Source organism: Streptomyces sp. NPDC020917, assembly GCF_044333795.1.
Lineage (GTDB): Bacteria > Actinomycetota > Actinomycetes > Streptomycetales > Streptomycetaceae > Actinacidiphila.
The window spans coordinates 325077-343781 of sequence record NZ_JBIRRR010000008.1; the positions used below are offsets into that span (position 1 = coordinate 325077).

An 18705-nucleotide genomic window follows, 5' to 3' on the forward strand; every position below is an offset into this window, starting at 1 on the left:
CCGCGCCCCGATGCGACGCCGGCTGATCGCCTCCACGCTTGCCGTGGTGCTCGTCGTCATCGGCGTCTTCGGCCTGTCCCTGGTGCTGGTGGAGAGCCACGCCATCGAGAGCACCGCCAGGGACGGCGTGGAGTCCGAGGCGGTACGGCTGACCGGGATCGTGGAGAACCGCATCCTGGCCGGCGAGTCCATCGACGCCAAGGGCCTGGACCGGCAGATCGCCGACGACCGGTTCGCCGTCGTCCGGGTCCCCGGCCATGCCGAGGTGCGGCTGGGCACCCGGCCCAAGGGCGCGGTGCTGACCTCCACCCAGCGCGGCGACCACGGCGAGTCGGTCACCGTCGAGGAGTCCCGCTCCACCGTCAGCCAGGAGATCGGCCGCACCCTGCTGGTGATCCTGGCGGTGGCGCTGCTGGCCGTGCTGGCCGCCGTCGTGCTGGCCGTGCTGCAGGCCCGGCGGCTGACCAGCCCGCTCACCGACCTCGCCGAGACCGCAGAGCGGCTGGGCTCCGGCGATCCGCGGCCGCGGCACCGCCGCTACGGCGTGCCCGAGCTGGACCGGATCGCCGACGTGCTGGACGCCAGCGCCGAGCGCATCGGGCGGATGCTCACCGCCGAACGCCGGCTGGCCGCCGACGCCTCGCACCAGCTGCGCACCCCGCTGACCGCGCTGTCGATGCGGCTGGAGGAGATCGTCGCCACCGACGACCACGAGACGGTCAAGGAGGAGGCGACCATCGCGCTCGGCCAGGTCGAGCGGCTCACCGACGTCGTGCAGCGGCTGCTGACCAACTCCCGCGACCCGCGCAGCGGTTCCGCGGTGGACTTCGACCTGGACGAGGTGATCCGGCAGCAGGTGGAGGAGTGGCGCCCGGCCTACCAGGGCGAAGGCCGCTCGATGGTGCTGTCCGGGGCCCGCGGGCTGAGGGCGGTCGGCACGCCGGGCGCGGTCGCCCAGGTGCTGGCCACCCTGATCGAGAACGCGCTGATGCACGGCGCGGGCAGGGTCACCCTGCACACCCGGGTCACCGGCACCCAGGCCGTGGTGGAGGTGAGCGACGACGGTCCCGGGGTGCCCCCGGACCTCGGCACGCGGGTCTTCGAGCGGTCGGTCAGCGGCCGCAACTCCACCGGGCTGGGCCTGGCCGTCGCCCGCGACCTGGCCGAGGCGGACGGCGGGCGGCTGGAGCTGCTCCAGCACCGGCCGCCGGTCTTCGCGCTGTTCCTGGCGCAGGAGAGCGCCCCGGAGCCGCCGCACGGCGAGGTCATCGGCTGACGGGAGCCCCGTCCCCCGCGCGGCCCCGGCGGCGGGCGTTCACCGCCCGCGGACCACCGCGGCCCGTGCCGGCCGCCCGGTCACAGCCGCTTCTTCGCCGGGGCGTTCGCGCCGCCGTCGGGCTGCTCCTTCGCGCGGGACTCGGCCAGTATGGCCTCGGCCTGCTGGACCGCGCCGGGCATCGCCCGGAACACCCAGGTGCGGTACGACCAGAAGCGGAACAGGGTCGCGACCCCGATGCCGAGGAACTTGAAGATGTTGGCCTGCAGCGCGCTGTCCCAGCCGAAGCCGTACGTCGCCAGGTAGAGGATGCCGTTCTCGATCACCAGGCCGATCGCGCTGAACAGCAGGAACAGGCCCATCTCGCGGGTGCGCCCGGCCTTGTCGCGGTCCCGGTAGGTGAAGTAGCGGAAGCCCAGGTAGTTGAAGACGATCGAGACGACCGTGGCGATGATCGAGGAGCGCACCGTCTGGAGCCCGGTGTTGTGCATGATCAGGTTGAACACGCCGATGTTCACCGCGACGCCGGCGCCGCCCACCACGCCGAACTTGGCGATCTCCCGGCGCAGCAGCATCACGTTCGAACGCAGCGCGCGCAGTCCGCTCATGGTGATCGTTCGGCCCTGTCTGTGGGGAGCGGGCACCTGGCCTCGAACTGCTCGCGGTCCCGGTGCGGGGACGGGTACAACCCCCTCATGCTAACCACGTGGTGCGATCCTACGGCGATCACGGCTCGTTGTTCGTGCGGTCGTACGGCGGATACCCTGGTAAATGCCATCCGGCGGGGCTAGGACGCGCACTGGTCCCCTCGTGCCATCCGCGTACCCCTCGGCAGGAAGAACCGTGACATTCCCCGTAGTCGGCATGGTCGGCGGCGGCCAGCTCGCCCGTATGACCCACGAGGCGGGCATCCCCCTCGGTATCCGCTTCAGGATCCTCAGCGACACGCCGCAGGACTCCGCCGCCCAGGTTGTGGCCGACGTCACTGTCGGCGACTACCGCGACCTGGAGACGCTGCGGGCCTTCGCCGCCGGCTGCGACGTCCTCACCTTCGACCACGAGCACGTGCCCGGTGAGCACCTGCGCGTCCTGGAGGCCGACGGCGTCGTGGTGCGGCCCGGCCCCGAGGCACTGGCGCACGCCCAGGACAAGGGCGTCATGCGGGCCAGGCTCGACGCGATCGGCGTGCCCTGCCCGCGGCACCGGATCGTCGCCGACCCGGCGGACGTCTCGCGGTTCGCCGCGGAGGGCGACGGCTACCCGGTGGTGCTGAAGACCGTCCGCGGCGGCTACGACGGCAAGGGCGTGTGGGTCGTCCGCTCCGAGGCGGAGGCCGCCGAGCCGTTCCGCGCCGGGGTGCCGGTGCTCGCCGAGGAGAAGGTCGACTTCGTCCGGGAGCTGGCCGCGAACGTGGTGCGGTCGCCGCACGGCCAGGCCGTCTCCTACCCCGTCGTGGAGTCCGTCCAGGTCGACGGCGTCTGCGACACCGTGATCGCGCCGGCGCCCGGCCTGTCCGACGAGCTGTCCGCGCACGCCCAGCAGCTCGCCCTGACCATCGCCCGCGAGCTCGGCGTCGTCGGGCACCTGGCCGTCGAGCTGTTCGAGGTCCGGCGCCCGGACGGCAGCCCCGCGGTGCTCGTCAACGAGCTGGCCATGCGCCCGCACAACAGCGGCCACTGGACCATGGACGGCGCGGTCACCTCCCAGTTCGCCAACCACCTGCGGGCCGTCCTCGACCTCCCGCTCGGCGACCCGCGCCCGCGGGCCCGCTGGACGGTCATGGCCAACGTGCTCGGCGGCGACTTCCCCGACATGTACCCGGCCTACCTGCACTGCATGGCCCGCGACCCGGGGCTGAAGATCCACATGTACGGCAAGGACGTGAAGCCCGGCCGCAAGGTCGGCCACGTCAACACCTACGGCGACGACCTGGCCGACGTGCGCGAGCGCGCCGCCCACGCGGCCGGATACCTGCGAGGGACGATCGATGAGTGAAGAGCCGGAGCAGACCGGTGCGGGCCGCACCCCGCTGGTCGGCATCGCGATGGGCTCCGACTCCGACTGGCCGGTGATGGAGGCCGCGGCCCAGGCGCTCGAGGAGTTCGCCGTCCCCTACGAGGTCAACGTGCTGTCCGCGCACCGCATGGTGCACGAGATGGTGGAGTACGGCGAGCAGGCCGCCGACCGCGGGTTGAAGGCGGTCATCGCGGGCGCCGGCGGCGCCGCGCACCTGCCGGGCATGCTCGCGTCCGTCACGCCGCTGCCGGTCATCGGCGTCCCGGTGCCGCTGAAGTACCTCGACGGCATGGACTCGCTGCTGTCCATCGTGCAGATGCCGGCCGGGGTGCCGGTCGCCACCGTCTCCATCGGCGGCGCCCGCAACGCCGGACTGCTCGCGGTGCGCATCATCGCCGCCCACGACCCCGAACTGCTCGGCCGGATGCGGGAGTTCCAGGAGTCGCTGACCGAGCAGGCGACCGAGAAGGGCCGGCGGCTGCGCGCGAAGGTGTCGGGTGCGCCGGCCTTCGGGTTCGGCCAATAGGCTCTCCTGCATGGACCTCCTCGCACGCGCCCGTGACCTGCTCGCCGCCCATCCCGTCGTGGACGGGCACAACGACCTTCCGTGGGCGCTGCGCAAGCAGGTCTCGTACGACCTGGACCGGCTCGACATCGCGGCCGACCAGAGCGCCCGCACCCACACCGACATCCCGCGGCTGCGGGCCGGCGGGGTGGGCGCGCAGTTCTGGTCGGTGTACGTCTCCACCGAGCTGACCGGGGCGGACGCGGTCACCGCGACCCTGGAACAGATCGACGTGGTGCGGCGGATGACCGAGCGCCACGCCGGCGACCTGCAGCTCGCCCTGACCGCCGACGACATGGAGGCGGCCCGGGCGGGCGGCCGGATCGCCTCGCTGATGGGCGCCGAGGGCGGGCACAGCATCGACGACTCGATGGGCGTGCTGCGCAGCCTGTACGAGCTGGGCGTGCGCTACATGACGCTCACCCACAACGACAACACCGCCTGGGCCGGCTCGGCGACCGACGCGCCGGTGCCCGGCGGCCTCACCGCCTTCGGCGAGGAGGTCGTCCGGGAGATGAACCGCCTGGGCATGCTGGTGGACCTCTCGCACGTCTCCCCGGACACCATGCGCGCCGCGCTGCGGGTGGCGGAGGCCCCGGTGCTCTTCTCGCACTCCTCGGCCCGCGCGGTCTGCGACCACGTCCGCAACATCCCCGACGACGTGCTCGCCGCCCTGCCCGGCAACGGCGGTGTCGCGATGGCGACGTTCGTGCCGAAGTTCATCCTGCCCGCGGCCATCGAGTGGACGCTGCGGGCCGACGCCAACATGCGCGACCACGGGTTCCACGCCCTGGACACCACGCCCGAGGGCATCGCGGTGCAGCGCGCGTTCGAGGAGGCGCACCCGCGGCCGATGGCGACCGCCGCGACCGTCGCCGACCACCTGGACCACATGCGCGAGGTGGCGGGCGTCGACCACATCGGCCTGGGCGGCGACTACGACGGCACCGCGTTCACACCCGGCGACCTGCCGGACGTCGCCTCCTACCCGCAGCTGATCGCCGAACTCCTGCGGCGCGGCTGGTCCGACGACGACCTGGCGCGGCTCACCTGGCGCAACGCCGTCCGCGTGCTGCGGGACGCGGAGTCCGCGGCGCGCACCCTGCAGGGCAAGCGCGGGCCGTCGGTGGCGACGCTCGCCGACCTGGATGGCGGCACTCCGAACTAGTCTCTGCCGCCGGGCCGCGCGACGCGCCCGCCCGTGGGCGCGTCACAGCACCTTGCGCCGGATCAGCGCGGACAGCGCCACCGCGGCCGGGACCAGCGGCAGCCACACGGTGACGATGCGGAAGCCCAGCACCGCGGAGGCCGCGGTCGCGGTCGGCGAACCGGCCGCGACCAGCGCCAGCGCCAGGGCGGCGTCGACCGACCCTATGCCGCCGGGGCTGGGGACCAGCGCCGCCAGGCAGGTGGCCGCGAGGTAGGCGATCGCCACGTGCACGGCCGGCACCGGCATGTCGAGCGCCAGCGCCACCGCCGACATCGACGCCGCCTGCAGCACCGGGAAGGCCAGCGACCCGCCCCACAGCGCCAGCGCCCGGGACGGGCGGCCGTGCAGCGACCGCAGGTCGGCCAGCGCGGCGACCAGGAAGATCCGGACCGCGGCACGCACCCGCCGCATCGAGGCCAGCACCGCGACAGCGGCCAGCAGCACGACCGCCGCGATCACCGCCACCAGCAGCAGGCCCGAGCGGCCGGGCAGCAGGCCCGCGGTGTGCAGCGCGTGCGGGAACGCCACCAGCAGCGCCAGCAGCAGGGTGACCCGGCTGATCGACTCGGCCAGCGAGTACAGCGCGAGGGCGGCCGAGGTCCGCATCAGCGGCAGGCCGTGCGCGCGGAGGAACCGCAGGTTGACCGCGCTCGCACCGATCCCCGCCGGGGCGAGCTGGCCCGCGGCGGTCGACGCGAACTGGGTGACCACCAGCAGCAGGACCGGCAGGCGCTCGTGCACGGTGCCCTGCCGGGCGCAGGCGTTGGCGACCCAGCCCAGGGCGGTGGCGGCCAGCGCCGCCAGCAGCCAGCCGAGATGCGCGGCCATCAGGTCGCGGCCGCCGTCGGCCATCACCGACCAGTGCCCGGCCATCCAGGCCCCGACCAGCAGCGCCGGCAGCAGTCCGGCGAGCGTGCGCCACGGCACGCTTCGGCGCCGCCGCTGCGGCGGCGGAGTTGTCGTTACGGCCACCGCTGTCGGAGGTCCCCTCGTCGGCTCTGCTGAAGGCAGCAGCAGCTTCCACCCATCGGGCTACGGTACGGCGTCCGGGTGACGACGGGTGGTAGTGGGGGCGGTGACCGCGCGGGGGCGCGCCCGGCTCGACGGCCGGGACGCGCCCCCTTCTCACGAGCGGGAAGGCACTGCGCTCAGCAGGCGCAGAGACAGAACGGGTGCCCCTCCGGGTCCGCGTAGACCCGCCAGTTGCGGGCGCCGTCGCCGTCGCCCTCCAGCAGCTTCGCGCCCAGGTCGAGCACCCGCTTCTCCGCGGCGTCCATCTGCGCGCGCTCCACGGCGATGTCGAGGTGGAACTGCTGCGGGCGTGCGGGGTCCGGCCAGGCGGGTGGGATGAGGTCCGGTGCGAGCTGGAACGACAGGTTCTGCCGCCCCTCGTTCTCCAGGTCCACCCAACTGCCGTCGTCCTCGGCCGTGATGGTGCCGCCGAGCACCTCGGCGTAGAAGGCGGCCAGGGCCTTGGGGTCGCGGCTGTCCAGGACCACCGAGCCCAGGGTGCCGATCATGGGAGCTCCTTTCGCGGCATGGCGTTACCGGTGTATGGGTGTCAGCCGGTAACCGTTACTCCATCATGGCCGTACGGAGGTAACGTCGCAAGGGTGGAGCAGCCTGGAGTACGCGATCCCGCGCCCGCCCCCCTCGATCTGGTGCAGGACCTGGTCAACACGGTCGACCTGGAGGGCGGGGCGGAGGAGTGGCGGGCGCCCGCCGACCTGACGGCGTGGGTGCGGGCGCGCGGCATCGCCGCCGGGCCGCTGGACGCGGAGGCGCTGGCAGGGGCGCTGGTACTGCGCGAGGCGCTGCGCGACGTGTGCTCGTCGCACGCCGGGGTGGACGTTCCGCCCGACGTGCTCGGCGTGCTGAACACGCTGCTGGCGGCGGGGCAGCTGCGGCTGGTGGCCGACGCGGAGGGCGGCGCCGCGGTGCGGCCGGCGGACGGGCTCTCCGGGCTGGCGGCGCTCACCGCCGCGGTGGCCGCCGCGGTCGCCGGGGCCGTCGCGGCCGGCACCTGGCAGCGGCTGAAGGCCTGCGCGTCCGAGGAGTGCCGCTGGGCCTACTACGACCGCAGCCCGGCCGGGCGCAGCCGCTGGTGCACGATGGCGATCTGCGGCAGCCGGGCGAAGATGCGCAGCTACCGCCGGCGCCGCGCGGGCACGTGAGCATCGCCGGGCGGCCGGGTCCCGCGGCGCCCGCGCTCTTCCGATGCCCACGCTTGGCCCGCGCCCGCGCCCGCGCCCGTGCTCTGCCGGGCGCCCGTGCCGTGACGGCGCCTGAGTGGCGCGGGCGCCGGCGGGGGAGGTGCGGGGCGGCCGGGTCAGCCGAGCGGCGAGGTCTCCGCCGCGGCGTCCGACCTGCGGTGCTCGACCGCCAGGTAGCCGACGGCCACCACGATGAGGGCGGCCAGTGCGAGCGAGACCGGGCCGGTGCCCCAGCCCAGGCCGCCGCGGTGGGTCGGCACGCCCATCCAGTCGGCGAAGGACGCGCCCAGCGGCCGGGTCAGCACGTAGGCCCACCAGAAGGCGGCCACCGCGTTGAGGCCCATCACCCGGGCGAGGGCGGGGACCGCGATCGCCACGGTGAACAGCACGCCGGAGGAGAAGTAGCCCAGGTGCAGGGTGCCCGCGGTCAGGTCGCCGCAGGCCGTGCCCAGCGCGAACGTGGTGAGCACGGTCGCCCAGTAGAAGCGCTCCCGGCGCGGGGTGGTGATGCTGTGGATCGACAGCGTGCCCTCGCTGCGGTGCCAGGCGACCAGCACCACGGCCAGCAGCACCGCGAACGCGACCGTCGACACCGCGTACGGCACGCCGGCGATGACGTGGACGACGTCGGCGGCCATCGTGCCGAACACGCTGACCATGACGACCGCGAACCAGTAGATCCACGGCGAGTAGCGCGGCGTCCTGAACTGCAGCAGCAGCGCGCCCACCAGGCCCAGCAGGCCGATCGCGCCGGCGACCGCCGGGTTGAGCGCGCGCCCCAGGAAGTCCGAGGTGGTCTCGCCCATGCCGGTGGTCAGCACCTTGGTCAGCCAGAACCAGGCGGTGATCTGCACCGGCACCTTGCCCCACGCCCGCGCCGGGGCGGCGGCCGGGGTGCGCCGATGGCGGGCCGGACCCGCGGTGTCCGCGGCCACCGCGTTGCCGTAACCGGGCTGTCCTGACTGCTCCATGGGGCGACCCCCGCCTCTCCGGCGCGGGTGCGCCACAGCTGATCGTCTACAGGACTGTAGACGATCAGCGAGGGGGGTCAGCGCCGCAGCCGGGCGGCTTTACCGCTTCTATGCCGGGCCACTACGGAATCTGTGCCGAAGGCGCGGTGCCCGCCGCTACGCCTCGGGCCGGCCCATGGCGCGGAAGGTCCAGCCGGCCTTGCGCCACAGCTCCGGGTCCAGCGCGTTGCGGCCGTCGAGCACGATGCGCCGGCCGGCGACCTCCGCCAGCGCGGCCGGGTCCAGCTCGCGGAACTCCCGCCATTCGGTGAGGTGCAGCACCGCGTCGGCGCCGCGCACCGCGTCCAGCGCGGTGGGCGCGTAGCCGAGCGTCGGGAAGAGCAGCCGGGCGTTGTCCATGCCCTTGGGGTCGTAGACGGTGACCTGGCCGCCCTGAAGATGGATCTGCCCGGCGACGTTGAGGGCGGGGGAGTCCCGCACGTCGTCGGAGTCCGGCTTGAAGGTCGCGCCGAGCACCGCGATCCGGCGGCCCAGGAAGCCGCCGCCGACCGCGTCCCTGGCCATGTCCACCATGTGCGTGCGGCGCCGCATGTTGACCGAGTCGACCTCGCGCAGGAACGTCAGCGCCTGGTCGGCGCCCAGCTCGCCGGCCCGCGCCATGAACGCCCGGATGTCCTTGGGCAGGCAGCCGCCGCCGAAGCCGATACCGGCCCGCAGGAACTTGCGGCCGATCCGGTCGTCGTGGCCGATCGCCTCGGCCAGCTTGACGACGTCGCCGTCCGCGGCCTCGCACACCTCGGCCATCGCGTTGATGAAGGAGATCTTCGTGGCGAGGAACGCGTTCGCGGCGGTCTTCACCAGCTCGGACGTCGGGTAGTCCGCCACCACGAACGCGGTGCCCTCGGCGAGGGGCGTGGCGTACACCTCGCGCAGCAGCTCCTCGGCGCGCCCGCCGGCCACCCCGACGACGATCCGGTCCGGGTGCAGCGTGTCCTGCACGGCGAAGCCCTCGCGCAGGAACTCCGGGTTCCAGGCCAGCTCCACGTCCTCGCCCGCCGGCGCCTGCTCCCGCAGCGTGCGCGCGAGCCGGGCGGCGCTGCCCACCGGCACCGTCGACTTGCCGACCACCAGCGCGGGCTCCCGCAGGTGCGGGGCCAGCATGGCGAAGGCGCTGTCCACGTAGCTCATGTCGCAGGCGTACTCGCCGTGCTTCTGCGGGGTGTTCACGCAGACGAAGTGGACGTCGCCGAAGCCGGCCAGCTCCTCCCAGGAGTCGGTGAAGCGCAGCCGCCCGCTGGAGCCCTCGATCCCGGCGACGTGCCGGGCCAGCAGCTCCTCCAGACCGGGCTCGTACATCGGCGTCTTTCCGGCCGCCAGCAGTTCGGTCTTCGCAGGGTCGATGTCGAGGCCCAGGACCTCGAACCCGAGCTCGGCCATGGCGGCGGCATGGGTGGCGCCGAGGTAGCCGAGTCCGATCACGGTGAGCTTCAAAGACATGGGCCGAGCATAGTCGGCACCGGCTCGGCCAAATCAGGGGTGCGGGGGAAGGCGGAGGGCCACAATGCGTGCATAGGTCGCATGGCGGATCTACGGGGCGGGTCGGGTGGGGGTGCTCGGTATGGACGACGGCAGCGGTGACGGCGGCGGCAGAGACGCGGGGGCGGGCGGCAGCGGCGGGCCGGCCCCGGCCGGGGACGGCGCCGAGCGGGGGGAGGCGCTCGACACCCTCGTGCCGGACGGCCCCGCGGCCGACCCCGGCGCAGATCCCGAGGACGCATCCGGGAAGGGTCCGGCGGCCGCCCCGGAGGTTGATCCGGAGGCCGATCCGGAGTCGGACCCCGCGGCCGACCCGGCGGCCGACCCTTCGTCTCCCGATGCCCCGGACCGCAGGGCCAGGCGCCGGCGGCGGACCCGGCGCGTGCTGTACGCCGCACTCGGGCTGCTGGTCACCGGCGTCCTGCTGATCGCCGGGACGCTGTACTGGGCGTACGAGCACTACACCGGCCGCGTCCAGCGCATCCCCAACGCCTTCCCGACGAACGTCCCGCGGTCGGCGCTGCCCCCGCCGTCGAAGGACGGCAGCGAGACCTTCCTGCTCGTCGGCGTCGACGCCCGCTCCGACCTGCCCACCACCGGCAAGGACGCCAAGGCGCCGGAGTGGAAGCCGGGCGCCCAGCGCAGCGACACGATGATGCTGGTCCACCTGCCGGCCGACCACAAGCACGCCTACGTGGTCTCGCTGCCGCGCGACTCGTGGGTGCCGATCCCGGGCCACGGCCAGGCCAAGCTCAACGCCGCCTTCTCCTGGGGCGGGCCGCCGCTGCTCATCGACGCCGTGCAGCGGCTGACCAAGGTGAAGATCGACCACCTGGCCGTCATCGACTGGAGCGGCTTCAAGAACCTCACCAACGCCGTCGGCGGCGTCGACATCACGGTGGACAAGACCGTCAAGCGGTACAACGGCCCCGGCGGCTACTGGACCGCGGGCACGCACCACATGAACGGCGACGACGCACTGGACTACGTGCGCGAGCGGTACGGCCTGCCGCGCGGCGACCTGGACCGCACCCACCGCCAGCAGAACTTCCTGCGCGCGGTGCTGTCGAAGATGCTCTCCGGCGGGACCTTCACCAACCCCCTGAAGCTCAAGCACACCCTGGACCAGGTCACCTCCGTGGTCAGCGTCGACGACCGGCTCTCCGACGCCGGACTGCGCACCCTGGTGTGGAACATGCGCAACCTGCGCTCCTCGGACATGGTCTTCATGAACGCGCCCGTCGGCGGCTTCGACACCATCCAGAAGCAGTCCGTGGTCCTCCTCGACCCCAACGGCACCTCCGCCCTGTGGGAGGCCCTGCGCAACGACACGATGGCCGACTACGTCGCCACCAACACCCTCGACCGCCTGGGCGACCGCGTGTCGTGAGGCGTGCACGGTCAACTCCGGGGACGTACGGAGCCGATGGGGCGGAGGAGCGCTCCGTACGTCTCAACTCTGTAATAAACCCCTGTGAAGTTGTGAACTTCCTGGGCACGTTTGCGCGGGTCCCGTGGCCGGGTGGGCGATTTGGCGCCAATTGACAAGGTCGCGCGGGGACTTGTAGAGCTGAGGCACGTCATCACCAGCCGACGGGGGGCCGCACGGCTGCGCTGGATGGCAACCCCACAACGAGATCCGATCCCGTGAAGGGACAACGTGTCCACAAATCGCCGCACCGCCATAGCGGTGCGTTCCATCGGCGTTGCCTCCGCCGCAGCCGCGCTCGCACTGGGCGTCGCAGGCAACGCGTTCGCATGCTCCATCGGTGAGTTCACCCCGAGCGCAGGGTGTGACGACTCCGGCCACGGCTACATCCAGGTCGTGGACAAGGACTACTCGCAGACCCCGGTGAACATCACCGTCTCCACCGGCGGCCAGAGCGTCGGCGACAAGACCGGCGTCGTCGGCTCCAAGGAGGGCGTCACCGTGACGTTCCCCGTGGACTGGCAGCCGAGCACCACCTACACGGTCACCGTGGTGAAGACGAGCGGCGGCCAGGTCGGCACGAAGGACGTCACGACGCCGGACAAGGCGTGCTCCACGCCCACCACGCCGACCACCCCGCCGGCCTCGCCGTCCAGCCCGGCGACCCCGAGCACGCCCGCGACCACCGCGCCGAGCACCCCGGCCACCACGCCGAGCAGCACCACCTCCGCTCCGGCCGTCGCGGACACCAACGCGCCGTCCCCCGCGGCCGGCGGCAGCCAGAACCTGGCCGAGACCGGTGGCGGCAGCAACACGGGCCTGATCGCCGGTGTCGCGGCCGCGCTGGTGGCGGTCGGCGGTGGCGCGGTCTTCGCGCTGCGTCGCCGGAACCCCGCCGCGCGCCACTGACGCGACCCCGTACGACACACGGAGGCCCGGCCCCCCTGGGGGGAGCCGGGCCTCCGTGGTGCCGGGGCGGGTCAGTTCCCGCTGACCGTGACCTTCTGGTCGTTCTTCAGCTCGCCGAAGAGCTGGTTCGCCTTGGACATGTCCCACTTCACGGCGTCACCGTCGTTGGGGGTCATGTAGTTGGCGTTGGCGATCGGCACCGTCACCGAGTGGCCGCTGCCGCCCGTGATGCCCTTCATCGCCCAGAACATCGTCGTCAGGTCCCACAGGCTCATCTTCTTGTCCACGATGAGCGTGTCCAGGCCGGACCCGATCACCGGGTACAGCTTGAACGGGTTGAGGATGGTGGACGGCGAGGCGGCGGAGTGCGCCAGGGTCGACAGGAACTTCTGCTGGTTGCGCATGCGGCCCAGGTCCTGGTCGGCCTCCTGGTGCCGCTGCCGGACGAACGCCAGCGACTGCTGGCCGTTCATCTTCTGGCAGCCCGCCTTGAAGTCCGCGCCGGACGCCTTGTCGTGCACGGCCTTGTCCAGGCACATGTTCACGCCGCCGAGCGCGTTCACCAGGTTCACGAAGCCGGCGAAGCCGATCTCCGCGTAGTGGTCGATGTGGATGCCGGTGTTGTACTCGATGGTGCGGGTCAGCAGCTCCGGGCCGCCGTCGGCGTAGGCGCGGTTCAGCTTGTGGGTGGAGGCGCCGTACCGCTTGTGCGACTGCTGGCCGGTGAAGGCCGGGATCGTGACGTAGGAGTCACGCGGCAGGCTCATCATCGTGTTCCCGTTGCTGCCGGTGTGCAGGATCATCATCGAGTCCGTGCGCTGGCCCGCGGCGGCACCGGTGTGCAGGTTCTTCTCGTCCTGCTTGGTGAGCCCCTCGCGGCTGTCCGACCCGACTATGAGGTAGTTCGTGCCCTTGCCCGTCGGCGGCCGGTCCTCGACCTTGCTGAGGTCGACCTCGCGGCGCACCTTGGAGTCCGCCCAGAAGTAGGTGGACACGGACACGACCAGCAGCACCACGACCAGGCCCAGCGCGGTGTAGCCGATCTTCTTGCGGGTGCTCCAGCGGCGCCGCCCGGACGGGCCGCCGGGACCGCCGGTCGAGGGCGGGCCGTAGCCGCCGGAGGGGCCGTCGCCCGGCTGGGGGCGCCGGGCCTGCGGGACCCCGCCCGCGGCGGCGGCCCTGCGCGGCGACAGTTCGGGTGGCAGCGGCGGTTCTGAGAGCCGGCGCTGCTCGGTGTCATCGCTCCAACCGTTCATGTCGGCCAGTGTGCCCGCGCACGAGGGGTGACCAAGAATCTCCGGAGGTTCTGTAGCAGACCCGATGCATAGGACCACCGGCCGCACCGGTTGTGTAACGGACATAAGGTGGATGCCGTGATCGACTCATCCGCCGCACCGGAGGGCATGCCGGACCCGCTGCCCACCCCGGCCGTCCCGGTGATCCCGGGCAAGCCGACGTCCGCCTCCCGCATCACGCTCTCCCACATCATGAGCGCCCACGACACCAACCTGCTGGGCACCGTGCACGGCGGCGTGGTGATGAAGCTCGTGGACGACGCGGCGGGCGCGGTCGCCGGCCGCCACTCCGGGGGCCCGGCCGTCACCGGCGCGATGGACGAGATGGCGTTCCTGGAGCCGGTCCGCGTGGGCGACCTGCTGCATGTGAAGGCGCAGGTCAACTGGACCGGCACCACGTCCATGGAGATCGGCGTGCGGGTCGTCGCCGAGCGGTGGAACGAGTCCGGGCCGGCCAAGCAGGTCGCCAGCGCCTACCTGGTGTTCGTCGCCGTCGACGCCGAGGGCCACCCGCGCCGGGTGCCCGAGTTGATCCCCGAGACCGACCGGGACCGCAGGCGCTGGCAGGAGGCCCAGATCCGCCGCACGCACCGGCTCGCCCGGCGCCGTGCCATCGTCGAGCTGCGCCGCGAGCGGGCCGCCGAGGGCCTCGAGGACTGACCGATCTACCGGACCGGGCGGCGCCGCTAGGGGCAGACCTCCTGGTCGCCGGTGACGGCCGTGCCCGGGGGCTGCGGCCGGGCCTTCATCGCCACCGGGTCGACCTTGGTGAAGTCCGCGCCGACGGTGACCTTCATCACCGGCCCCTGCCCGGGCGCCGGCTGCAGCTGCGCGCCGGGCAGCGCGGCGGCCAGGGTCCGCGCCGAGCGGTCCCAGCGCGGGTCGTACTGGATCACCGTGCGCGCGCTGCGCTGGTGCGCGGTGGTGGCCGTGCCCGGCGTCGCGAACCCGGTCGCGTGCAGCGCCTGCTGGGTCGATCCGCCCAGCCCGTTCGTCGCGGTGCCGTTGGCGACCCGCACGCTGATCGTCGCCGGGTCCACGTCCACCGGGGTCGCGGCGGCATGGTGCGGCGCGCTGCCCTTCGGGCGCGGGGCGGTGAGCGGCTGGTCGGCGCGGACCGCCGCCCACAGCTTGCCGGCCTTCGCGGCGTCCCACTTCACCGTGGAGCCGATGCCGGGCACGTTGTAGTTCATGACGCTCAGCGGCACCGAGACGTACTCCGACGAGCTGGGCGAGAAGTCCTTCATGCCCTGCGCCAGCGAGATCAGGTCGGTCGAGCTCAGCCCCTGGTCGGCCCGGACCGAGCCCAGCACGGTGCTCGCCACCCGGCTCAGCTCCAGCGGGTTGCTCAGCACGTTCCCGCTGGTCATCTTGTGGATCACCTGCGCCAGGAAGCGCTGCTGGCGCTGCATGCGGCCCAGGTCCGACGTGCCGTCGACGTGCCGGGAGCGCACGTACTGCAGGGCCTGGCCGCCGTCCAGCCTGGTCGTGCCGACCGGCAGGTTCAGACCCGAGAAGGAGTCCTTCAGCGGGACCGCCGTGCACACCTGGACGCCGCCGATGACGTCGACGGTCTTCATGAAGCTGGTGAAGTCGACCTCCAGGTAGTGGTCGATGTGCACCCCGGTCAGCTGCTCGACGGTCCGCACGGTGAGCTTCGGGCCGCCGAGCGCGTACGCCTGGTTGATCTTCGCCGGGTGCGTGCCGGTGACCGCGGTGGGCGTGGCTCCGGGCGGCTCCGGTGAGCCGCCCGGAGCCGCGGACGCGGAGCGTCCGGCCCGGGAGCCGGCGGAGACCCGCAGGGTCGTGGCGTCCGGCAGCCGCAGATAGGTGTCGCGCGGGATGCTCACCACGGTCGCCCGCTGCCGGTCCTGCGACAGGTGCACCAGCATGATCGTGTCCGTGCAGTGGCAGGGCGCGCCGCCGAGGTGGAACTGCTTCTTCTCCCGGGGGTCGATCCCGTCCCTGCCGTCGGTGCCGACCAGCAGGAAGTTGGTGCCCTTGGAGCCGCTGGGGCGGCCCTGCATGCCGCCGAAGGCGTCGACCCGGCCGATGGAGCCGCTGATGCCGTCGACCAGGGCGTGCCCGAGACCGCTGGCGGTGATCACCAGCACCGCCAGCCCGCCGGCGATCCGCAGGCCCCAGCGGACCGGGCGGCGGCGGTTGCGGGCCGGCCGCGGCGCGGCCCGCTGCGGTCCGCGGGGATCGGCCATCCGGCGGCGCCGCGGATCGGCCGGACGGCGGTCGCGGGGATCCGCCGTCCGGCGGGCACGCGGGTCGCCCGGCTGGCGGCTCCGGGAGTCGGCCGACGGCCGCCCCCGCCCCTCGACCGCGGGACCGCCGCGCCCCTGGGCCGGCTGCCGTCCGCGCCCGTCGGCGGGCGGGCGCTCCCGGCGCGGAGCGGGCGGACGGCCGCGGGCGTCGAGCGGCGGGGGGCGGCGCCGGGTAGGCGGCACGGGCAGGACCTCCGGGGAGGGGGCTCGGAACCCGTTCAGGCTAGGGACAAATAGGACTGTCGGTCTTGACCCCACGCGCTGGGGTCCCCCATAAGCGGTAACGTGTCGCTGATGAACGCCGCCACGAACCCCGCGCCTCCGGCTGTCTCCGTGATCATGCCGGTGCTCAACGAAGAGCGTCACCTGCGCAACGCGGTCCGGCACATCCTGGAGCAGGACCACCCGGGCGAGCTCGAAGTGGTCATCGCGCTGGGGCCGTCCACGGACCGCACCGACGCCATCGCGGCGGAACTGGCGGCCGAGGACCCGCGGGTGCGCACCGTGCCCAATCCCACGGGCCGCACGCCGGCCGCGCTCAACGCGGCGATCAAGGCGTCCCGGCACCCCGTCGTGGTCCGCGTCGACGGCCACGGCATGCTCTCGCCGGACTACATCGCCACCGCGGTGCGGCTGCTCGACGAGACCGGCGCGGCCAACGTCGGCGGCATCATGCACGCCGAGGGCGAGAACGACTGGGAGCACGCGGTGGCCGCGGCCATGACCGCCAAGATCGGCGTCGGCAACGCGGCCTTCCACACCGGAGGCGCCGCCGCCCCGGCCGACACCGTCTACCTGGGCGTCTTCCGGCGCGAGGTGCTGGAGCAGCAGGGCGGCTACAACGAGGAGTTCATCCGCGCCCAGGACTGGGAGCTGAACTACCGCATCCGCGAAGCCGGCCACCTCATCTGGTTCTCGCCCGACCTGCGGGTCTCCTACCGGCCGCGGCCGAGCGTGCGCGCGCTGGCCAAGCAGTACAAGGACTACGGCCGCTGGCGCCGCGTGGTGACCCGCTACCACCGCGGCTCGGTCAACCTCCGCTACCTGGCCGCCCCGGTCGCGCTGCTGGCCAACGCGGCGGGCCTGGTGGTGGGTGTCGCGGTCACCCCGTGGGCCCTGCTGGTCCCCGCCGCCTACCTCGCCGGCATCACCGCCGGTTCGCTCCCGGCCGGCCGCGGCCTGCCGTTCGGCGCCCGGCTGCGCATCCCGCTCGCCCTGGCCACCATGCACATGTGCTGGGGCTACGGCTTCCTGACCAGCCCCCGCTCGCTGGCCCGCCGCGTGATCGCCAGCCGCCGCCCGGCCGTGGTGGCCGAGCCGGCGCAGCAGGCGCAGCCCTCCGCCGGGACGACCGCCGACCTCTGACGGCGGCCGGTGCGCGGGCCGGCCCGGCCGCCGGCTCGCGCGGTGCCGTCCACCCGGCGGCGGTTCACCCCGCGGACCGGAGCACCGCGTCGGTCTTCGTGAGCGTCCGCCGGATGGATTCCCGCACCCCGGCCAGGTGCGCGGCGTGCGCCCGGATGTCCCTGTCCTCGTCGGCGGCCTCGTCCGCCTGCCAGACCGCGACGACGTCGTTCCGGGCCTTGCACCCGGCGTCGGCGACTGCGGCGGACCTCTCGGCCGCCGAGGGACCTGCGGTGTGCCATCGTGCGTCGTTGTTCGCGTCGAGCGGGGTGCGGTAGGCGTAGCCCTTGTCCTTCATGCACGCCGACCAGCGGGAGAACACCGCGCGCACCTTCGGGTCGTTCATCGACGCCGTGTAGTCGTCGACGTTGATGTCGACGGCGACCTGGTCGTCCGTGACCCTGCCGCCTCCGGACGTCAGAGCCGCGTCGGCCTCGCCCAGGCAACCGCCCCGCGGGATCGGGACCCCGTGATAGGTGGAGCCGGCGGGGACGGCGGGAAGTCCCCGTCCCGACGGCGCGTCCAGGCCGTATCCCAGGACCTTCTGCACGTCCGGGCTCAGACTCGGCCGCGGATCGGGCTGCCGCGGGTCCTGGGCGGCCGGGCTGTGGTAGCCGAGGCGGGCCGCCACGGCCGTGTCCACCGGGCCGTAGCGGTTGTCGGTCCGTCCCCCGTCCTGCGAGGGGCCCGGGGCCGGGAGCCGGTAGGAGAGCCCGAAGCGGTGCAGGCACGCACCGACGAGGGACGACTCCGCCTTCTCGATCCGCCCGTACTGCCCCGGGCCGATGAGGTAGTCCTCGATCGGCAGCCGCCGGGCGACGGGGCGCGGTGACGCCGCCTGCCCGGCGTCTCGAGCGGCGGGCACCGTGGCGTCACCTCCCCGGCCGGCGGCCTGGTGACGCGGAGAGCCGCACCCGGTCGCCAGCGCGCCCAGCGCCACCACGGCGGCCAGGGGAGCCAGCGACCGGACGAGCCCCGACCGGTGGGCCGGAGGAAGTCCCTCAGGGACAGACATTGAAGAAGTCGTAGCACTGAGAGGCGTTGTTGTTCTTGAGCTGGGTGTTCAGGTTGGCACCCGTTCCCCGCTTGATGTACTGGCTCGGCCCCATGTTGTTGGAGTTGAAGTAGATCGTGAGGCTGTAGTTCATGTCGTAGTTCCACACGGAGGCCGCGTTGTTCTTGACGTAGTACCCGGCGCCGTTCCCGTTGCTGAAGGTGTACCAGTTGGGGTCACCGTAGTTCTCCGGCGTCTGGCTGTTCCCCCTGCCGTCGCTGAACGTCGCCCCCTGGTAATTCGAGTTGAAGAAGAGGCACGCCTCTTCGGAGGCGCACGGGCCGGCCGTGGCATTGGCCGAAGTCGCTCCGACGAGACTCGCGCCGGCAGCGGAGAGGGCAACTGCTCCCGCGACCAGGAATCGTGCAGCACGCACGGCGATCTTCCTTTCCCTCATGGTGGCGTGGATGTGCGGGCGAATGGACTGATCGGAAGTGCCAGTTGGTCTCTGCCACCGCCAATGGAGCCTGAAACCCGGTGAATAGGGAATTCCGCTTTCCTGCTTCCGCGGTCCGGGGACCCTTGAGTTCCGTTTTCACGCGCCGTGAAGCCGG

The 18705-nt window shown here is 73.0% G+C and carries 18 protein-coding genes; 9 read left to right on the top strand and 9 right to left on the bottom strand.

Annotation, left to right across the window (positions count from 1 at the left end; translation table 11 throughout):
* Nucleotides 1-10: 10 nt before the first annotated feature.
* Entirely contained in the window at nucleotides 11-1276 is a 1266-nt protein-coding gene (locus ACH4TG_RS20235) for an ATP-binding protein (protein WP_398243736.1), read from the top strand.
* An 80-nt stretch (nucleotides 1277-1356) separates the two neighbouring features.
* On the opposite strand, the gene ACH4TG_RS20240 is transcribed toward ACH4TG_RS20235, so the two are convergent.
* Nucleotides 1357-1884 (bottom strand): GtrA family protein, encoded by a 528-nt coding sequence (locus tag ACH4TG_RS20240; RefSeq protein ID WP_398243737.1) that lies wholly within the window; start codon nucleotides 1882-1884, stop codon nucleotides 1357-1359.
* Nucleotides 1885-2140: 256 nt separating this feature from the next.
* Here ACH4TG_RS20240 and ACH4TG_RS20245 point away from each other — a divergent pair, with 256 nt between their 5' ends.
* The 3 genes from ACH4TG_RS20245 to ACH4TG_RS20255 are packed head-to-tail and all read left to right on the top strand — an operon-like array spanning nucleotide 2141 to nucleotide 5025.
* Nucleotides 2141-3271, top strand: a complete 1131-nt coding sequence (locus ACH4TG_RS20245; protein ID WP_398243794.1) for a 5-(carboxyamino)imidazole ribonucleotide synthase — start codon at nucleotides 2141-2143, stop codon at nucleotides 3269-3271.
* A complete protein-coding gene (gene purE, locus ACH4TG_RS20250) occupies nucleotides 3264-3818 on the top strand; it encodes a 5-(carboxyamino)imidazole ribonucleotide mutase (RefSeq protein ID WP_398243738.1) in 555 nt (184 codons plus the stop codon). Before ACH4TG_RS20245 ends, purE begins: the two co-directional genes overlap by 8 nt.
* Nucleotides 3819-3828: 10 nt before the next feature.
* On the top strand, nucleotides 3829-5025 hold the full coding sequence (locus ACH4TG_RS20255) for a dipeptidase (RefSeq protein WP_398243739.1): 1197 nt from the start codon (nucleotides 3829-3831) through the stop codon (nucleotides 5023-5025).
* A 42-nt stretch (nucleotides 5026-5067) separates the two neighbouring features.
* Here the strand turns inward: ACH4TG_RS20255 and ACH4TG_RS20260 are convergent, their stop codons facing one another.
* Together ACH4TG_RS20260 and ACH4TG_RS20265 are read right to left on the bottom strand one after the other, a co-directional pair.
* Complete coding sequence (locus tag ACH4TG_RS20260; protein ID WP_398243740.1) at nucleotides 5068-5994, bottom strand: YbhN family protein; 927 nt, start codon at nucleotides 5992-5994, stop codon at nucleotides 5068-5070.
* Between the two features lie 221 nt (nucleotides 5995-6215).
* Nucleotides 6216-6587 carry a VOC family protein gene (locus ACH4TG_RS20265; RefSeq protein WP_398243741.1) on the bottom strand — a complete coding sequence of 124 codons (372 nt, stop codon included), beginning with the start codon at nucleotides 6585-6587 and terminating at the stop codon, nucleotides 6216-6218.
* 93 nt (nucleotides 6588-6680) lie between these two features.
* Between ACH4TG_RS20265 and ACH4TG_RS20270 the strand changes: the two genes are divergently transcribed.
* Entirely contained in the window at nucleotides 6681-7241 is a 561-nt protein-coding gene (locus ACH4TG_RS20270) for a CGNR zinc finger domain-containing protein (RefSeq protein WP_398243742.1), read from the top strand.
* Between the two features lie 155 nt (nucleotides 7242-7396).
* Here ACH4TG_RS20270 and ACH4TG_RS20275 read toward each other — a convergent pair whose 3' ends face one another.
* Nucleotides 7397-8251 carry a hypothetical protein gene (locus ACH4TG_RS20275; protein ID WP_398243744.1) on the bottom strand — a complete coding sequence of 285 codons (855 nt, stop codon included), beginning with the start codon at nucleotides 8249-8251 and terminating at the stop codon, nucleotides 7397-7399.
* Nucleotides 8252-8407: 156 nt separating this feature from the next.
* Nucleotides 8408-9748, bottom strand: coding sequence for a UDP-glucose dehydrogenase family protein (locus tag ACH4TG_RS20280; protein ID WP_398243745.1), 1341 nt, complete (start codon nucleotides 9746-9748; stop codon nucleotides 8408-8410).
* 121 nt (nucleotides 9749-9869) lie between these two features.
* On the opposite strand from ACH4TG_RS20280, the gene ACH4TG_RS20285 reads away from it, so the two are divergent.
* Together ACH4TG_RS20285 and ACH4TG_RS20290 are read left to right on the top strand one after the other, a co-directional pair.
* A complete protein-coding gene (locus ACH4TG_RS20285; protein ID WP_398243746.1) occupies nucleotides 9870-11177 on the top strand; it encodes an LCP family protein in 1308 nt (435 codons plus the stop codon).
* 270 nt (nucleotides 11178-11447) lie between these two features.
* The gene (locus ACH4TG_RS20290; RefSeq protein ID WP_398243747.1) at nucleotides 11448-12125 is read left to right on the top strand and encodes an LAETG motif-containing sortase-dependent surface protein; all 678 of its coding nucleotides are present in this window, start codon (nucleotides 11448-11450) and stop codon (nucleotides 12123-12125) included.
* Nucleotides 12126-12196: 71 nt separating this feature from the next.
* Here the strand turns inward: ACH4TG_RS20290 and ACH4TG_RS20295 are convergent, their stop codons facing one another.
* Nucleotides 12197-13381, bottom strand: a complete 1185-nt coding sequence (locus ACH4TG_RS20295) for an LCP family protein (protein WP_398243748.1) — start codon at nucleotides 13379-13381, stop codon at nucleotides 12197-12199.
* Nucleotides 13382-13528: 147 nt separating this feature from the next.
* Here ACH4TG_RS20295 and ACH4TG_RS20300 point away from each other — a divergent pair, with 147 nt between their 5' ends.
* Nucleotides 13529-14080 carry an acyl-CoA thioesterase gene (locus ACH4TG_RS20300; RefSeq protein ID WP_398243795.1) on the top strand — a complete coding sequence of 184 codons (552 nt, stop codon included), beginning with the start codon at nucleotides 13529-13531 and terminating at the stop codon, nucleotides 14078-14080.
* 26 nt (nucleotides 14081-14106) lie between these two features.
* Here the strand turns inward: ACH4TG_RS20300 and ACH4TG_RS20305 are convergent, their stop codons facing one another.
* Entirely contained in the window at nucleotides 14107-15633 is a 1527-nt protein-coding gene (locus ACH4TG_RS20305; protein ID WP_398243749.1) for an LCP family protein, read from the bottom strand.
* A 354-nt stretch (nucleotides 15634-15987) separates the two neighbouring features.
* On the opposite strand from ACH4TG_RS20305, the gene ACH4TG_RS20310 reads away from it, so the two are divergent.
* Nucleotides 15988-17058 (top strand): glycosyltransferase family 2 protein, encoded by a 1071-nt coding sequence (locus ACH4TG_RS20310; RefSeq protein ID WP_398243750.1) that lies wholly within the window; start codon nucleotides 15988-15990, stop codon nucleotides 17056-17058.
* Between the two features lie 64 nt (nucleotides 17059-17122).
* On the opposite strand, the gene ACH4TG_RS20315 is transcribed toward ACH4TG_RS20310, so the two are convergent.
* Both ACH4TG_RS20315 and ACH4TG_RS20320 read right to left on the bottom strand, forming a co-directional pair.
* Nucleotides 17123-18112 carry a hypothetical protein gene (locus ACH4TG_RS20315; RefSeq protein ID WP_398243751.1) on the bottom strand — a complete coding sequence of 330 codons (990 nt, stop codon included), beginning with the start codon at nucleotides 18110-18112 and terminating at the stop codon, nucleotides 17123-17125.
* Nucleotides 18099-18527, bottom strand: a complete 429-nt coding sequence (locus tag ACH4TG_RS20320; RefSeq protein ID WP_398243752.1) for a hypothetical protein — start codon at nucleotides 18525-18527, stop codon at nucleotides 18099-18101. Before ACH4TG_RS20320 ends, ACH4TG_RS20315 begins: the two co-directional genes overlap by 14 nt.
* Nucleotides 18528-18705 lie beyond the last annotated feature (178 nt).

Coding starts and splice junctions, on each gene's coding strand:
- ACH4TG_RS20235 (WP_398243736.1), top strand. CDS start 11: ATGCGACGCCGGCTGATCGCCTCCACGCTTGCCGTGGTGCTCGTCGTC.
- ACH4TG_RS20240 (WP_398243737.1), bottom strand. CDS start 1,884: ATGAGCGGACTGCGCGCGCTGCGTTCGAACGTGATGCTGCTGCGCCGG.
- ACH4TG_RS20245 (WP_398243794.1), top strand. CDS start 2,141: ATGGTCGGCGGCGGCCAGCTCGCCCGTATGACCCACGAGGCGGGCATC.
- purE (WP_398243738.1), top strand. CDS start 3,264: ATGAGTGAAGAGCCGGAGCAGACCGGTGCGGGCCGCACCCCGCTGGTC.
- ACH4TG_RS20255 (WP_398243739.1), top strand. CDS start 3,829: ATGGACCTCCTCGCACGCGCCCGTGACCTGCTCGCCGCCCATCCCGTC.
- ACH4TG_RS20265 (WP_398243741.1), bottom strand. CDS start 6,587: ATGATCGGCACCCTGGGCTCGGTGGTCCTGGACAGCCGCGACCCCAAG.
- ACH4TG_RS20275 (WP_398243744.1), bottom strand. CDS start 8,251: ATGGAGCAGTCAGGACAGCCCGGTTACGGCAACGCGGTGGCCGCGGAC.
- ACH4TG_RS20280 (WP_398243745.1), bottom strand. CDS start 9,748: ATGTCTTTGAAGCTCACCGTGATCGGACTCGGCTACCTCGGCGCCACC.
- ACH4TG_RS20285 (WP_398243746.1), top strand. CDS start 9,870: ATGGACGACGGCAGCGGTGACGGCGGCGGCAGAGACGCGGGGGCGGGC.
- ACH4TG_RS20295 (WP_398243748.1), bottom strand. CDS start 13,381: ATGAACGGTTGGAGCGATGACACCGAGCAGCGCCGGCTCTCAGAACCG.
- ACH4TG_RS20300 (WP_398243795.1), top strand. CDS start 13,529: ATGCCGGACCCGCTGCCCACCCCGGCCGTCCCGGTGATCCCGGGCAAG.
- ACH4TG_RS20305 (WP_398243749.1), bottom strand. CDS start 15,633: ATGGCCGATCCCCGCGGACCGCAGCGGGCCGCGCCGCGGCCGGCCCGC.
- ACH4TG_RS20310 (WP_398243750.1), top strand. CDS start 15,988: ATGAACGCCGCCACGAACCCCGCGCCTCCGGCTGTCTCCGTGATCATG.
- ACH4TG_RS20315 (WP_398243751.1), bottom strand. CDS start 18,112: ATGTCTGTCCCTGAGGGACTTCCTCCGGCCCACCGGTCGGGGCTCGTC.